The sequence below is a fragment of the Methylorubrum podarium genome, assembly GCF_022179745.1.
Lineage (GTDB): Bacteria > Pseudomonadota > Alphaproteobacteria > Rhizobiales > Beijerinckiaceae > Methylobacterium > Methylobacterium podarium.
This window is the reverse complement of record NZ_BPRD01000472.1, coordinates 1-14,043: the sequence shown is the minus strand read 5'-3', so window position 1 is coordinate 14,043 and position 14,043 is coordinate 1. Positions and strand designations below refer to the sequence as shown.

Annotated in this window: 14 protein-coding genes; 8 read left to right on the top strand and 6 right to left on the bottom strand. The window is 71.7% G+C overall.

Features of this window, described 5'->3' with window-relative positions:
- Positions 1–55: 55 nt before the first annotated feature.
- Positions 56–583: a DUF421 domain-containing protein gene (locus tag MFF42_RS21155; protein WP_238257511.1), complete on the top strand. Its 528-nt coding sequence runs from the start codon at positions 56–58 to the stop codon at positions 581–583.
- An 11-nt stretch (positions 584–594) separates the two neighbouring features.
- Here MFF42_RS21155 and MFF42_RS21150 read toward each other — a convergent pair whose 3' ends face one another.
- Positions 595–1,893, bottom strand: a complete 1,299-nt coding sequence (locus tag MFF42_RS21150) for a DNA polymerase IV (RefSeq protein WP_283206907.1) — start codon at positions 1,891–1,893, stop codon at positions 595–597.
- Between the two features lie 58 nt (positions 1,894–1,951).
- On the opposite strand from MFF42_RS21150, the gene MFF42_RS21145 reads away from it, so the two are divergent.
- Together MFF42_RS21145 and MFF42_RS21140 are read left to right on the top strand one after the other, a co-directional pair.
- Positions 1,952–2,761, top strand: coding sequence for a cobalt-precorrin-6A reductase (locus MFF42_RS21145; RefSeq protein WP_238257508.1), 810 nt, complete (start codon positions 1,952–1,954; stop codon positions 2,759–2,761).
- Between the two features lie 71 nt (positions 2,762–2,832).
- Positions 2,833–4,290: a cobyric acid synthase gene (locus MFF42_RS21140; protein ID WP_238257506.1), complete on the top strand. Its 1,458-nt coding sequence runs from the start codon at positions 2,833–2,835 to the stop codon at positions 4,288–4,290.
- A gap of 5 nt (positions 4,291–4,295) precedes the next feature.
- Here the strand turns inward: MFF42_RS21140 and cbiB are convergent, their stop codons facing one another.
- Positions 4,296–5,297 carry an adenosylcobinamide-phosphate synthase CbiB gene (cbiB, locus tag MFF42_RS21135; RefSeq protein WP_238257505.1) on the bottom strand — a complete coding sequence of 334 codons (1,002 nt, stop codon included), beginning with the start codon at positions 5,295–5,297 and terminating at the stop codon, positions 4,296–4,298.
- 17 nt (positions 5,298–5,314) lie between these two features.
- Here cbiB and cobD point away from each other — a divergent pair, with 17 nt between their 5' ends.
- Positions 5,315–6,325 (top strand): threonine-phosphate decarboxylase CobD, encoded by a 1,011-nt coding sequence (gene cobD / locus MFF42_RS21130; RefSeq protein WP_238257504.1) that lies wholly within the window; start codon positions 5,315–5,317, stop codon positions 6,323–6,325.
- Here cobD and MFF42_RS21125 read toward each other — a convergent pair.
- Positions 6,318–7,514 carry an MFS transporter gene (locus MFF42_RS21125; RefSeq protein WP_238257503.1) on the bottom strand — a complete coding sequence of 399 codons (1,197 nt, stop codon included), beginning with the start codon at positions 7,512–7,514 and terminating at the stop codon, positions 6,318–6,320. The two genes, cobD and MFF42_RS21125, sit on opposite strands and share 8 nt — an antisense overlap.
- 263 nt (positions 7,515–7,777) lie before the next feature.
- Here MFF42_RS21125 and MFF42_RS21120 point away from each other — a divergent pair, with 263 nt between their 5' ends.
- From MFF42_RS21120 to MFF42_RS21110, 3 genes are all read left to right on the top strand, one after another.
- Positions 7,778–7,981, top strand: coding sequence for a hypothetical protein (locus MFF42_RS21120; RefSeq protein ID WP_238257502.1), 204 nt, complete (start codon positions 7,778–7,780; stop codon positions 7,979–7,981).
- A 195-nt stretch (positions 7,982–8,176) separates the two neighbouring features.
- Positions 8,177–9,586 carry a malonyl-CoA decarboxylase gene (locus MFF42_RS21115; RefSeq protein ID WP_238257501.1) on the top strand — a complete coding sequence of 470 codons (1,410 nt, stop codon included), beginning with the start codon at positions 8,177–8,179 and terminating at the stop codon, positions 9,584–9,586.
- A gap of 238 nt (positions 9,587–9,824) precedes the next feature.
- Complete coding sequence (locus MFF42_RS21110; protein WP_238257500.1) at positions 9,825–10,181, top strand: CsbD family protein; 357 nt, start codon at positions 9,825–9,827, stop codon at positions 10,179–10,181.
- A gap of 47 nt (positions 10,182–10,228) precedes the next feature.
- Here MFF42_RS21110 and MFF42_RS21105 read toward each other — a convergent pair whose 3' ends face one another.
- From MFF42_RS21105 to MFF42_RS21095, 3 genes are all read right to left on the bottom strand, one after another.
- On the bottom strand, positions 10,229–11,014 hold the full coding sequence (locus MFF42_RS21105) for a 3-hydroxybutyrate dehydrogenase (protein ID WP_238257499.1): 786 nt from the start codon (positions 11,012–11,014) through the stop codon (positions 10,229–10,231).
- Positions 11,015–11,041: 27 nt separating this feature from the next.
- On the bottom strand, positions 11,042–11,785 hold the full coding sequence (locus MFF42_RS21100) for an acetoacetate decarboxylase (RefSeq protein ID WP_238257498.1): 744 nt from the start codon (positions 11,783–11,785) through the stop codon (positions 11,042–11,044).
- 65 nt (positions 11,786–11,850) lie between these two features.
- Positions 11,851–12,975: a patatin-like phospholipase family protein gene (locus tag MFF42_RS21095; protein WP_238257497.1), complete on the bottom strand. Its 1,125-nt coding sequence runs from the start codon at positions 12,973–12,975 to the stop codon at positions 11,851–11,853.
- Between the two features lie 193 nt (positions 12,976–13,168).
- On the opposite strand from MFF42_RS21095, the gene MFF42_RS21090 reads away from it, so the two are divergent.
- Positions 13,169–14,043: acetyl-CoA carboxylase carboxyltransferase subunit alpha (locus MFF42_RS21090; RefSeq protein WP_238257513.1), on the top strand; the 875-nt coding region annotated here is incomplete at its 3' end.

Here is a 14,043-nt window from a genome sequence, read left to right as displayed (position 1 = left end):
GCGCAGGGCCGCGACGCGTTCCCGATTGAAACGACCGATCGCGGCGGAGGACCGGATGCCCGACTGGCGAGCGCTGTTCGTACCGGAGCACTCCCTCGTGGAGATCGCCCTGCGCGGCACGGTGATGTACCTCGCGCTCTTCCTCATCATGCGCTTCGTCATGCAGCGCCAGGCCGGCGCGGTGAGCCTCGCCGACCTGCTCGTCATCGTGCTCATCGCCGACGTCTCGCAGAACGCCTTCTCCAACGAGTACAAGTCGCTGACGGAGGGCATCCTGCTGGTGCTGACGATCGTCGGGTGGAATTACGGCATCGACCGGCTCGCCTTCCGCTTTCCCGCCTTCGAACGCTTCATCACGCCGAAGCGGCTCCCCCTCGTCGCCGACGGCCGCATCTGCTGGCGGAACATGCGCCGCGAGATGATCACCCACGCGGAACTCATGAGCCAGCTTCGCCTGCAGGGAATCGACGACCCGGCCCTCGTCCGGCTCGCCTCGCTGGAGGGCGACGGCAGCATCAGCGTGATCCGCCGCGACGGCGAGGAGACCGCCCCCGGGCCGGAGGACCGCCGGGAGCCGGTCTGAGGCGGCGGGCCTCAAGCCCCAGGTTTGGCCGGCTCCGCCCGACGCCGCTCCGGCTCGCCGGTGAAGACGAGACCGCGCTGGATCGCGGCACTGCCGAACTTTTCCCGCACCCGGTCGAGCGCCGCCTCCCGCCGCGCGACGCGCTCGATCCCCTGGTCGGCGAGGTCGCCCCGGTCGGCGTGGATCGCGCCGCAGAGGTCGCCGCCGCCGATGCCGATCAGGCGGAACGGCGTGCCGTCGCAGGCGGCGCGCAGCATCGGCTCGCCCTCGTGGAAGAGGCGGTCGGCGAGCTGCGTCGGCTTGAGGCCGCCGCGGGTGCGGGTGCGCAGCCGGAAGCGCGCGTCCTTCAGCTTCAGCGTGACGCTGCCGGCGGCGAGTTCCGCCCGCTTCAGCCGCCCCGAGACCTTCTCGCACAGCCGCCACAGGATCGGCCGCAGATCCTCGAACCGGGCGAGGTCGGTCGAGAAGGTCGTCTCGGCCGAGACGCTCTTGGCCTCGCGGGTGGGACGGACCGGCCGCCCGTCCCGCCCGGCGGCGAGGGCGAGGAGGCGCAGGGCGTCCCGGCCGAGCGCCGCCTGCAGCCGCGCCGGATCGGCCCGCCCGATATCCCCGACGCGATGGATGTTGAGGCCGGCCAGACGGTTGCGGGCGCTCTCGCCGATGCCCGGCAGGATGCCGACCGGCTTGTCGGCGAGGAAGGCAGCGGCCTCCTCGCCGGCGATGATCGAGAAGCCGCGGGGCTTGTCGAGGTCGGAGGCGATCTTGGCCAGGAACTTGTTGGCCGAGAGGCCCACCGAGACGGTGATGCCGACCTCCGCCTCGACCCGCGCGGCGAAGCGGGCGAGCGTCAGGGCCGGGCTGGTGCCGTGGAGACGCTCGGTGCCGGACAGGTCGAGGAAGGCCTCGTCGATGGAGACCGGCTCGACCAGCGGGGTCAGCGCCAGCATCATCGCCCGCACCTCGCGTCCGACGCGGGCGTACTTCTCCATGTCGGGCCGCAGCACGGTGGCGTCGGGGCAGCGCTTGAGCGCCTCGAACATCGGCATCGCCGAGCGCACACCGGAGATCCGCGCGAGGTAGCAGGCGGTGGAGACGACGCCGCGCCGGCCCCCGCCGATGATGAGCGGCTTGTCCCGCAGGGAGGGGTCGTCGCGCTTCTCGATCGCCGCGTAGAAGGCGTCGCAATCGACGTGGGCGATGCTCAGCGCGTCGCGGGCGGGGTGGGCGAGCAGGCGCGGCGAGCCGCAGCCGCGGCAGCGCAAGGCGCCCTCGGCTTGCATCGTCAGGCAATCGCGGCAGAAGGGTCTCACGTCGAAAACCTTGCCCGGAACCGTGCCGGGCCGATCGCGGGCGAGACGGATTGTACGAATGTCTGGAGCCGCCGACCAGGGTCCGCCCGCGCCCCATCCCAAGCCGAATGCGACCCGCGTCCTGATTCTCGGCGGCACGACCGAGGCGAGCGCCCTCGCCGCCCTGCTGGCCCGAGAAACGGATGTCTCGGTGACCCTCTCGCTGGCCGGCCGCACGGCCGCGCCGCGGCCCGAGCCGGTGCCGGTGCGCGTCGGCGGGTTCGGCGGCGCGGACGGGCTGGCGCACTGGCTCGCCGGGAACGGCATCGAGGCGGTGATCGACGCGACCCATCCCTTCGCCGCGCGAATCTCGGCCAATGCGGCCGCGGCCTGCCGGGCCGGCGGCGTGCCGCTGCTCGCTGTGCGCCGTCCGGCTTGGGAGCGGCAGCCCGGCGACGACTGGACCGAGACCGACAGCGTTCCGGCCTGCCTCGACGCGCTCGGGCCCGCGCCGCGAAGGGTCTTTCTCACCATCGGCCGGCAGGAGCTGTCCGCCTTCGCCCGCGCGCCGCAGCACGCCTACCTGGTGCGCACCATCGAGCCGGTCGGCGACGCGCTGCCGGTGCCGAACCTCGTGACCGTCAGTGCTCGCGGCCCCTTCACGCTCGCGGACGAGACCCGCTTCATGCGCGAGGCCGGGATCGAGGTGCTGGTGACCAAGAATTCCGGCGGCGCGGCGACCTATCCGAAGATCGAGGCGGCGCGGGCGCTGGGCGTGCCCGTGGTCATCGTCGCCCGCCCTGCCCTACCGGACGTCCCCGCCGTCCCCGACGCCGCGGGCGCAATCCGCTGGCTGAAGACCGGCCTCGATCGAAGCGGCCCGGTATAGATCCGGCTCGACGCGGCCCGGTGCCGATGCCATGGCAGGGACATGCCCGCGCCCGAAACGAGGAACCGTCCATGACCCGCGCCCTGATGCTCCAGGGGACCGGGTCCGATGTCGGCAAGTCGCTTCTGGTGGCGGGGCTTGCCCGCGCCTTCACCCGGCGCGGCCTGACGGTGCGCCCGTTCAAGCCGCAGAACATGTCGAACAACGCCGCCGTCACCGCCGACGGCGGCGAGATCGGCCGCGCCCAGGCGCTCCAGGCCCGCGCCGCGCGGGTCGCGCCCTCCGTCCACATGAACCCGGTGCTGCTCAAGCCCCAGAGCGAGGTCGGCGCGCAGGTGGTGGTGCAGGGCCGCATGATCGGCACCGCCAAGGCGCGCGAGTATCAATCGTGGAAGCCGCGCCTGATGGAATCCGTGCTCGACAGCTTCGAGCGGCTGCGCGCGGAGGCCGACATCGTGCTCGTGGAGGGCGCGGGCTCGCCGGCGGAGGTGAACCTGCGCCGGGGCGACATCGCCAATATGGGCTTTGCCCGGGCCACGGGGACGCCGGTGGTGCTCGTCGGCGACATCGACCGGGGCGGCGTCATCGCCAGCCTCGTCGGCACGCAGGTGGTGCTGGATCCCGACGACGCGGCGATGATCCGCGGCTTCATCGTCAACCGCTTCCGCGGCGACCCGACGCTGTTTTCCGACGGCATGGCCCTGATCGCCGGGCGCACGGGCTGGTCGCCGTTCGGCCTCGTGCCGTTCTTTGCCGATGCCGCCCGCCTGCCGCCGGAGGACGCGGTGGCGCTCGATGCCCCGCCGATCCGCCGCGACGGCGCCGGGCCGCTGATCGCAGTCCTGCAATTTCCCCACATCGCCAATTTCGACGACCTCGACCCGCTGCGGCAGGAGCCCGGCCTGCGCGTCGTCTTCGTGCCGCCGGGTGCGCCGATCCCGGCGGAGGCGGACCTCATCGTCCTGCCGGGCTCGAAGACCACGATCGACGACCTCGACTGTCTCCGCGCGCAGGGGTGGGACATCGATATCCGCGCGCATCTGCGCCGCGGCCGGCGGGTGCTGGGCCTGTGCGGCGGCTACCAGATGCTCGGGCGCTCCATCGCCGACCCGCTGGGCATCGAGGGCGCCCCCCGCGACCTGCCGGGTCTCGGTCTGCTTGACGTCGAGACGGTGATGACAGGCGAGAAGCGTCTCGTCGCGGTCACCGGCACGACGCGCGCGGATGGCGCGCCGTTCTCCGGCTACGAGATGCATGTCGGCGACACGACCGGGCCGGACACCGCCCGGCCGCTGCTGCACTTTTCCGACGGCCGGGCCGACGGGGCGGTCTCGCGCGACGGTCTCGTCGCCGGCACCTACGTCCACGGCCTGTTCGCCGACGACCGCCAGCGCGCCGCCTGGCTCGCCCGGCTCGGCGCCGCGCCGGGCCTCAACCGCTACGAGGCCGGCATCGAAGAGGCGCTCGACCGCTTCGCCGACCATCTGGAGACACATCTCGACTGCGACGGGCTGCTGCGCCTGCGCTGACGCCGCTACTGGCCGAAGACGAGCCAGAGGCCCGCACCGGAGGCGACTAGGGTGAACAGCAGCGCGCAGGCTGTCCGGTAAAGCTTCAGCGCGCGCACGATGTCGTCGGGGCCGGCCTCCGCCCGTCCGTCGCCCATCCAGGCATCCTCGACGCGGGTGGCGCCGTAGATGCGCGGACCGGCGAGCCTCAGGCTCAGGGCGCCCGCCATCGCCGCCTCCGGCCAGCCGGCGTTCGGCGAACGGTGGAGCCCTGCATCGCGGCGGATCGCCCGCCACGCGCCCGAGGCGGAGACGTCCCGGCTCAAGGCGGCGGACACTACCAGCAGCAGGGCGGTGAGCCGCGAGGCCGGCAGGTTGACGAGGTCGTCGAGCCGGGCGGAGGCCCAGCCGAACGCCTCGTAACGGGGGGTGCGGTGGCCGACCATGCTGTCGGCGGTGTTGATCGCCTTGTAGAGCGCGCCGCCGGTGAGGCCGCCGGCACCGATCCAGAAGGCCGGCGCGACGATGCCGTCGGAAAAGTTTTCCGCAAGGCTCTCGATCGCCGCCCGGCACACCGCCGCCTCGTCGAGGCTGTCGGGGTTGCGCCCGACGATCATCGAGACGGCGGCGCGGCCACCGGGAAGCCCCTCGGTGCGCAGGGCGGCGGAGACGCGCCGGACGTGGATGAAGAGGCTGCGCTGCGCCGGCAGGCTCGCGGCGACGACGGCGAGGAGCAGCAGGCCGGTCCCGTGGCCAGCGAGCGCGGCGAGGCCGGTCAGGGCGAGCGTGACGGCGGCGGTGGCTGCGAGCAGGAGTGCGAGCGCCAGGACGCCGCCGAGCCGGCGCGCGGCGGCGCTGCCGCGGTTCAGCCCGCGCTCCAGCGCCCCGATCAGCCGGCCGATCCAGGTGACAGGGTGGCCGAGCGCCCTGTAGAGGCGGTCGGGATAGCCCGCCACGGCCTCGATCAGCAGGGCGAGCGCCAGGATGCCGAGGGTGTCGGGCGGATGGGTCAGGGCAGTCCAGGGCATCGTGGGTGCGGGGCGGAATGGACGGAGACGGGGTGCCGGGGAGCGGTTCGAGTGACGCGATCGCGCATGGCGGGATTCTCCATGGCGGCGATCTCGACGCGGCCCGCCGGCTGTTTCCGGACGCGCCCGAGCCGTGGCTCGACCTCTCGACCGGCATCAACCCGGTGCCCTATCCGCTGCCGCCGCTCATAGCCAGTGCCCTGCACCGCCTGCCCTCCCCCGGCGACCTCGCCCGGCTCAAAACCGCGGCATCGGCGGCCTACGGCGCGCCGGGGCCGGACCACGTCGTCGCCGCACCCGGCACGCAGATCCTGATCGAGACCCTGCCGCGGCTGGTGCCGCCCGCCCACGTGGCGGTGGTCGGGCCGACCTATGCCGAGCACGCCGCCGCCTGGGCGCGCTCCGGCCACACGGTACGGATGGTGGACGACCCGGCCGAGGCCGGAGGCGCCGAGGTTCTGGTCGCGGTGAGCCCCAACAATCCCGACGGGCGCGTCTTCACGGCCGCCGCGCTGACGCGCGCGGCCGATGGCGGCCTCGTCGTGCTCGATCAGGCCTTCGCCGACCTCGAGCCCGTGGAAGCCGCGCAACCTCGGCCCGGCCTCGTGATCCTGCGCTCCTTCGGCAAGACCTACGGACTCGCCGGCCTCAGGCTCGGCTTCGCGCTCGCCGAGCCGGCCCTGGCGCGGCGCATCGAGACCGCGCTCGGCCCCTGGGCCGTCTCGGGTCCGGCCATCGCCGCCGGCCTTGCGGCGCTGCCGGACGCCGCGTGGCGCCGCGAGGCCGCCGAAGCGCGGGCGCGGGACGCGGCCCGCCTCGACCGGATGATCGGGCGGGCCGGCGGACGGATCGTCGGCGGGACGGCTCTTTTTCGCACGGCGGATTTCCCGGACGGACCCGGATTGTTCCGCGCACTCGGCGCGGCCGGAATCTACGTGCGGCGCTTCGCGGAGGCGCCGGAGCGGCTGCGCTTCGGCCTGCCCCCCGACAAGGCGGCGTGGTGCCGCCTCTCGCGGGTGCTCAGGTAGGCCGGGGCCTGCCGCCGAGCCAGGACACGGCGAGCGCGGCGAGGGCGAAGGCGCCGCCGACGGCGCAGACGCCGGGCCAGCCCGCGAGCAGGAAGGCGCGCGAGCCGAGGAAAGCGCCGGCCGCCCCGCCGATGAAGACGGCGGTGAACAGCACGGTGTTGATGCGCCCACGCGCGCCCGGCGCGAGGGCGTAGGCGCGGGTCTGGTTGGCGATCAGCGCGCCGTTGATGCCGATATCAAGGAGAAGGACGCCCGCGGCGATGGCGACCAGCGACACCTGTCCGGCGAGCGCCAGCACCGCGAAGGCCGCCGCGACGAGGACGCTGCCGGTGATCACCACCGGCCGGGCGCCGCGCCGGTCGCTGTAGCGGCCGGAATGCGGGGCGATCAGCGCCCCCGCGACGCCGATGACGCCGAACAGGCCTGCCCCCGCCGCCGTCAGATCGAAGGGCGGGGCCTCGACGAGGAGGGCCAGCGTCGCCCAGAAGGCGTTGAAGCTCGCGAACAGCAGCGCCTGCGACAGGCTGGCGTTCCGCAGGATCGGTTGGCTGCGCACGAGATGCAGCAGCGAGGTCATCAGCGCGCGGTAGCGCAGGCGCCGCGTCGGCGCGCTGCGCGGCAGGGTTCGGAGCGCCACCCCCGCCATGGCGATGGCCAGGCCGGCGGCGGCGAAGAACACCGCGCGCCAGCCGAACTGCGCGCCGACGAATCCGCTCGCGGTGCGGGCGAGCAGGATGCCAGAGAGCAGGCCCGTCATCACCCCGCCGACGATCCGCCCCCGGCTCGCATCGGGCGCCAGTTCGGCGGCGAAGGGCACCGCCTGCTGCGCGGCGCAGGCGAGCACGCCGATGACGAGGCTCGCCGCCGCGAGCACGGCGAGGTTCGGGCTGAGCGCCGCGGCGACCAGCGCGACGGCGAGCCCGAGCAGCTGCCACACGATGAGGTCGCGCCGCGGCAGCGCATCGCCCAGCGGCACGAGGAACAGGATGCCGAGTCCGTAGCCGACGAGGCTGGCGGTCGGCACGAGCAGCGCCGCCCGCTCGCTCAACTCGGCGACCAGAACCGCCAGCAGCGGCTGATTGTAGTAGATGTTGGCGACCGCACCGCCCGCGATTAGGGTGAGCCCGAACCGGGTCGTGGGCGGGATGGCGCGCGAATCGCTCGCGTCGCGATTTGAAGCAGGCGGCATGGACCGCCCCTTACGGCAGGCGGCGGCCAGAATGCCAGCCCCCGGAGCCCCGAGAGCTCTGCGACTGCCGCGCGGCAGAGTGTCCGTTTCCGTTCAGGTTCCCGGCGGTAGCATACCTCCGCCGCCACACCTATATGATGGGTCGTACGGAGAAAGGCACAGCCTTTGCAGCGGCTTGGAAGGGCTGGCAGTTGCGGATGGGTGCGAGATGGCGCACATCTTCTGCGAGCGCCTGGCAACCGCTTCAACATAAGGAGTCGTGTATGCCGAACTACCGCGTCCATTTCGCGAAGCAGATCCTGGGAGTGCCCTTCACGGTCGGCTTCGTGGAGATCGCCCGCGCCCGCGATCCGGAGCGCGCCCTGAGGGCCGCGGAGATCCGCTTCGCCCGCTCGCGCGGCGTGACGGATTGGCGGGAGCGGGCCGATACGGTGGATCTCGCACCGCAGGCGGAGGCGGAGCTCTGAGGCACGGGGTCGGCTCCGGCCGACCGACGCGGTTCGCGGCGTCCCGCGACGCCGCCCGGGATCGCATCATCGGCAAGGTTCGAAGCACGGTTGCCATGTCCCGCACGTCTGGCGCCGACGGGGCGTAAGCCCTAGGTTCCGGCAACAGCCGAGCCTGCACGGGTCGGCTCGGCAGATCCAAGGGCTTGTTCGGTCATGGCGGCGATCTCGTTCCTCGGTGATCTCATCCAGACCATCAGCGACCGGGGCCGCGATCTCATCGGCCTGACGCGCACCGACCTGGCGCGGACGGCCAACCCGGCCGATCTCGCCCGTCTGTGCGAGGACCTGATCTCCCGTCGAGGCGAAGCCTCCGGGGTGGCGCTGGCCCGGCTGATCCTCGATCGCTACGCCGCCTTCCCGCTGGACGAGCGGCTCGCCTTCCTCGAACTCGTCGCGACCGAATTCGGCGCCGACCACGCCGCGGTCGATGCGGCCATCGCCGCCTACCGGGCCGAGCCGACGCGGGCGCGCCTCGGCCTGCTGCACGAGGCCGCCGAGCCCCGCTCGCAGGAACTGATCCGACGCCTCAACCTCGCCCGTGGCGGCACCCTGGCGCTCGTGCGCATGCGCGAGGATCTGTTTGCCCTGCGCAAGCGCTTGAAGGAGCGGGGCGCCGCACCGGAGACGGTCGACGCCGCGGCGAGCCTCGACAGCGATTTCGAGCACCTGTTCGCCTCGTGGTTCAACCGGGGCTTCCTGGTGCTGCGCCCCATCGACTGGTCGACGCCGGCCCACATCCTGGAAAAGATCATCCGCTACGAGGCGGTCCACGAGATCGCCGATTGGGACGAGCTGCGCCGCCGCATCGAACCGACGGACCGGCGCTGCTTCGCCTTCTTCCATCCGGCCCTGCTCGACGAGCCGCTGATCTTCGTCGAGGTGGCGCTCTCCAACGCCATCGCTCCGGCGATCCAGCCGATCCTGGCCGACGGGCGCGAGCCGGTGCCGGCGCGCAGTGCCACGACCGCGATCTTCTACTCGATCTCGAATTGCCAGAAGGGGTTGGCCGGGGTCACCTTCGGCAACTTCCTCATCAAGCAGGTGGTCGAGGATCTCGCCCGCGAGATCCCCTCGCTGAAGACCTTCGTCACCCTCTCGCCGGTTCCCGGCTTCCGCACCTGGCTCGACCGCGAGCGCGGCGCCGACGCGCCGCAGGGGCTGACCCGGGAGGATGTCGAGACGCTGCGACTGCTCGACACCGAGGATTGGCGCGGCGACAAGGCGACCTGCGAGGCCGTGCGGCGGGCGATGCTGCCGGCGGCGGCGGCCTACTTCCTGCGCGCCAAGAACGAGAAGGGCCGCCCCCTCGATCCGGTCGCCCGCTTCCATCTCGGCAACGGCGCCCGGCTGGAGCGGATGAACTTCCTCGGCGACACCTCGAAGAAGGGCCTGAAGCAGTCCTACGGGCTGATGGTGAACTACCTCTACGACCTGTCGGCGATCGAGAAGAACCACGAGACCTACGTCAATCTCGGCACCGTCGCGACCTCCTCGGCGGTCAGCCGCGAATTGCGCTCGAACCTGCCGCCGCCGCGGGCGGTGGTGCTGGCCGAGGCGGGCTAGAGCGCATGCCGACGAAGTGATCGCCGATTCGTCGAGAGACTGCTCGTCAAAACGCCGACCCGGAGGCGCCGACGTGCAGCAATCAGGTCGGATACGGCACTCGTCGGCGATTCGTCCGGGACAAAGCGCCCCGCTTTTTCGCTGCGGCGCGGGACCGATCCTGTCCTCGCACGTTCTCCTGACCGACGCCCGTCCGAAACTCGCAAGGGGCGGGCGAGGGAAGAACAGGAGTTCCGCCATGGTTGACACGGATCGCGTCGTCGGTGCCGCGAAGGATTTCGGCGGCCGGGCGCAGGGCGCGGTGGGCGATGCGCTCGGCTCGGACCGGGATTCGATGGAGGGCCGTTATCGGGAGGCCGAGGGCCGGGCACAGCGCATCTACGGTCAGGCGAAGGACGCCGTGCGCGACATCGCCGACGACGTCAGTGACTACGCCGAGGATGCCTACGGCCGCGTCAGCCGCCACGGCGGCACCTATCTGCGCGACGGGCGCGAGCGGGTCGAGACCCAGGTCGGCGAGAACCCGTTCCTCGCCCTGCTGATCGCCGGGGCGGTCGGCTACGGCCTCGCCCTGCTGCTGCATTCGCGCCGCTGAGCGGGCACGGGAGCGCGGCATCGGCCGCGCTCCGCATTCGGGCGGCGCTACTGCGCCGTCCAGCCGCCATCCATGGCGAGGTTGGCGCCGGTGATCTGGCTGGCGCCGTCCGAGCAGAGGAACACGGCGAGCGCCGCCACCTGATCGACGGTCACGAACTCCTTGGTCGGCTGCGCCGCGAGCAGGACGTTCTCGATCACCTGCTCCTTGGTCAGTCCGCGCGCCTTCATCGTGTCCGGGATCTGGCTCTCGACCAGCGGCGTCCAGACGTAGCCCGGCGAGATGCAGTTCACGGTGATACCGTGGGTGGCGAGTTCGAGCGCCGCCGTCTTGGTGAGGCCGACGATGCCGTGCTTGGCCGCGACGTAGGCCGACTTGAAGGGCGAGGCGACCATCGAGTGCGCCGAGGCCGTGTTGATGACCCGGCCCCAGCCCTTCGCCTTCATGTGCGGCACGGCCGCGCGCAGGGTGTGGAAGGCTGAGGACAGGTTGAGCGCGATGATCTGGTCCCACTTCTCGACCGGGAATTCCTCGATCGGCGAGACGAACTGCACGCCCGCATTGTTCACGAGGATATCGACGCCGCCGAAGCTGTCGGTCGAGAGGGCGATCAGGCCGGCGATCGCGTCGGGCTTCGTGAGGTCGGCGGGGGAATAGACCGCGCGGACGCCGAACTCCGCCTCGATCGTCGTGCGCGTCGCCTCGATCTCGTCGGGCTTGCCGAAACCGTTGAGGACGACGTCCGCCCCCTCCCGCGCGAAGGCGCGGGCGATGGCGAGCCCGATGCCGCTGGTGGAGCCGGTGACGACGGCGCTCCTGCCTTTCAGGGTCATGGTCGGTCCTCCTGATGGTGCCTGCGGTCAGGCGAGGTAGTCGTGCAGGACTTGCCCGAAGGGCAGCGTGAAGTCGACGATCATGTGCCGCGCCCCGACGATGCGGCGCACCGGCAAATCCGCGACGCGGCAATTGACGTGCGGGATGAGGTCGAGCCGGCCCTCGCCGTCCCAGGCACCGTGGACGGTGATGTCCTCGAGCCGGTAGCCGACGAGCTGCGCGATCTTGGGGCCGCCGTCGACGTCCGGGATCAGCTTGAGATTGACGTTGAGCTTGGCCAGGCCTTCCTTCACCCGCGGAAGGTCGCCGTTCAGGCTCTTGTGCTTGTAGGTCATGGTGCCCATCGCGACCCGCTCCTCGTCGTAATAGAGCGTGCCGGTCAGGGTGTCCTTGCGCAGTTCGAGCCGCGGCTGGCCCCACTTCTTGGGAAAGCCCCAGATCTCGCGGCCGGCGGTGATCGGCGGCTCGTCGTCGAGATACATCTGGATCGAGAAGTTGCAGGGCTCGCCGCGATAGGTGGCGAGCGCCCCCGTGCCGCTCTCCTGGTAATCGCCGAAGCCGGAGGAATCCGGCATCTTCATCCATTCGTAGAACACGAGATTGTCCGGATGCGGCTCGAGCGGCTCGGGAAGCGCCCGGCGCAGGGCAACCGGGTCGGTCTCGTAGGTGATGATCAGGTATTCGCGGCGCACGAAGCGGTAGGGCCCGCGCGGGTAGCTCGGGCTGAACGGCGGCATCGACGTGGCCTGGAGGATGTCGTCGCGCGTCATGGTCTCGCACTCCCCTGGGTGAAGTCTCGCGGGCCGTCGCCAAGTGCACTCGGGCGGAGGCCGCCTCAGTCGCGGGCGTCGCGGGTCAGGTCGAAGACGGCCACGCCCGCATCCGTATGCGTGCGTTCGAGCCAGGCGCGGTGACGCAGCGAGCGCCGCACGTCGTGGCGGCCGGCGGCCCAGTGCTCCAGCATCGTCATCCGGGAGAACTCGTAATCCTTCGAGTTGCCCTCGTAGCTCTTGCGGCGGTGCACGAGCTGCATCACCGTCAGGAAGTTCTCGTGCGCCATCCGGCGCAGGAAGCTGACGTTCTCGTCGTCGGCGAGGTCCGGCGGCAGTCGGTGCATCAGGTTGCGCAGGGCGATCTTGGCGCGGCGGATCTCGACGTTCTTGTCGGTGTTGAGCCGCGTCCGGCTCGAATAGCGGATGTCCTTCTCGCGCTCCGCCGCCTCGATCAGGGTGCGCGGCATCGGCCCGGAGGCGGCGAAGAGATCGACCTGGAAGATCATCAGGTCGCGCTGGCGCTCGGTGTCGAGGACGTAGTCGAGCGGCGTGTTCGAGACGAGGCCGCCGTCCCAGTAGAATTCGCCGTCGATCTCGACGGGCGGGAAGCCCGGCGGCAGGGCGCCGGAGGCCATGACGTGCTCCGGGACGATCTGGTCGCGGCGGTTGTCGAAATAGACGAAGTTGCCGGTCCGCACGTTGACCGCGCCGACGCTGAAGCGGACCGGACCGTGGTTGAGGAGGTCGAAATCGACGTGCCGCTCCAGCGTGCCCTTCAGCGCGGCGGTGTCGTAGAGGCTCAACGCCTCGCGGGCGCCCGCCGGGTAGAACGCCGCCGGGGGCGAGCGCGGCGTGAAGAAGCCCGGCACGCCGAAGGCCGCGGCCCAGTTGGCGGAGAACTCGTTGAAGGCGGTCCGGGCCTGATCCCCGGGGATCCAGGACGATCCGGTCACGCCGGACGTCACCTGGTTCCAGAAGCTGCGCAGGCGCTCGACCCGGCGCTCGGGCGGGTTTCCGGCGATCAGCGCGGCGTTGATGGCGCCGATCGAGATCCCGGCGACCCAATCGATCCCGATACCGCCCTCGGCAAGAGCCTCGTAGACGCCGGCCTGATAGGAGCCCAGGGCGCCCCCGCCCTGCAGCACCAGCACCGAGGTCTCACCGGAGGGGTAGAGATTGCTGTTCACCGGCGACTCGCGTTCAAGCTCGGCCGCGAACCTGCCCCGGCCGGATGACGCCTCGAAGGCTTTGCCGTGACGGTTGCGTTACGCCTGTCCGGTTGACTCCGCCCGCTCACTTCCCCAACACCGCCCGGCCTGCGGCGACCGGATGACCCGCGCACCGCTCCACGAGGTTCTGGACCCACGATCGATGGCGGTGATGCGCTCCTATCTCGACTTCGAGAAGCCCGTCGCGGAACTCGAGGCGAAGCTCGAGGAACTCAAGGCGCTGGGCCAGCGCGACGGCGCCGTCTCGATCAGCGAGGAGGTCGGGCGCCTGGAGGCGAAGGCCGCGCAGGCGCTCGCCGAGATCTACGCCGCCCTCACCCCCTGGCAGAAGACGCAGGTCGCCCGTCACCCGCAGCGACCACATTTCGTCGATTACTGTGCCGGCCTCATCGAGGAATTCACGCCGCTGGCCGGCGATCGCAGCTTCGGCGAGGACGAGGCGATCCTCGGCGGCTTCGGGCGCTTCCGCGGCCGCCCGGTCTGCGTGATCGGCCAGGAGAAGGGCGCGACCACCGAGGCGCGGCTGCGGCACAATTTCGGCATGGCCCGGCCCGAGGGCTACCGCAAGGCGGTGCGGCTGATGGAGACCGCCGACCGCTTCGGCCTGCCGGTCCTCGCCTTCGTCGACACCGCCGGCGCCTTCCCCGGCATCGAGGCCGAGGAGCGCGGCCAGGCCGAAGCCATCGCCCGCTCCACGGAAGCCTGCCTCGCGCTCGGCGTGCCGAACGTCGCCATCGTCATCGGCGAGGGCGGCTCGGGCGGCGCCATCGCGATCGCCACCGCCAACACGGTGCTGATGCTGGAACACGCCATCTACAGCGTCATCTCGCCGGAGGGCGCCGCCTCGATCCTGTGGCGCGACCAGGGCCGCGCGCACGATGCCGCGACCGCCATGAAGATCACCGCGCAGGATCTGCTGCGGCTCGGCATCATCGACGCGATCGTCCCGGAAGCCACCGGCGGCGCCCACCGCGACCGTCCGGCGGCACTCGACGCGGCCGGCGAGGCGATCGCCCGCGCGCTCGC

Coding starts and splice junctions, on each gene's coding strand:
- MFF42_RS21105 (WP_238257499.1), bottom strand. CDS start 11,014: ATGACCCTGAAAGGCAGGAGCGCCGTCGTCACCGGCTCCACCAGCGGC.
- MFF42_RS21145 (WP_238257508.1), top strand. CDS start 1,952: ATGTCTGGAGCCGCCGACCAGGGTCCGCCCGCGCCCCATCCCAAGCCG.
- MFF42_RS21155 (WP_238257511.1), top strand. CDS start 56: ATGCCCGACTGGCGAGCGCTGTTCGTACCGGAGCACTCCCTCGTGGAG.
- MFF42_RS21140 (WP_238257506.1), top strand. CDS start 2,833: ATGACCCGCGCCCTGATGCTCCAGGGGACCGGGTCCGATGTCGGCAAG.
- cbiB (WP_238257505.1), bottom strand. CDS start 5,297: ATGCCCTGGACTGCCCTGACCCATCCGCCCGACACCCTCGGCATCCTG.
- MFF42_RS21120 (WP_238257502.1), top strand. CDS start 7,778: ATGCCGAACTACCGCGTCCATTTCGCGAAGCAGATCCTGGGAGTGCCC.
- MFF42_RS21100 (WP_238257498.1), bottom strand. CDS start 11,785: ATGACGCGCGACGACATCCTCCAGGCCACGTCGATGCCGCCGTTCAGC.
- MFF42_RS21115 (WP_238257501.1), top strand. CDS start 8,177: ATGGCGGCGATCTCGTTCCTCGGTGATCTCATCCAGACCATCAGCGAC.
- cobD (WP_238257504.1), top strand. CDS start 5,315: ATGGACGGAGACGGGGTGCCGGGGAGCGGTTCGAGTGACGCGATCGCG.
- MFF42_RS21125 (WP_238257503.1), bottom strand. CDS start 7,514: ATGCCGCCTGCTTCAAATCGCGACGCGAGCGATTCGCGCGCCATCCCG.
- MFF42_RS21110 (WP_238257500.1), top strand. CDS start 9,825: ATGGTTGACACGGATCGCGTCGTCGGTGCCGCGAAGGATTTCGGCGGC.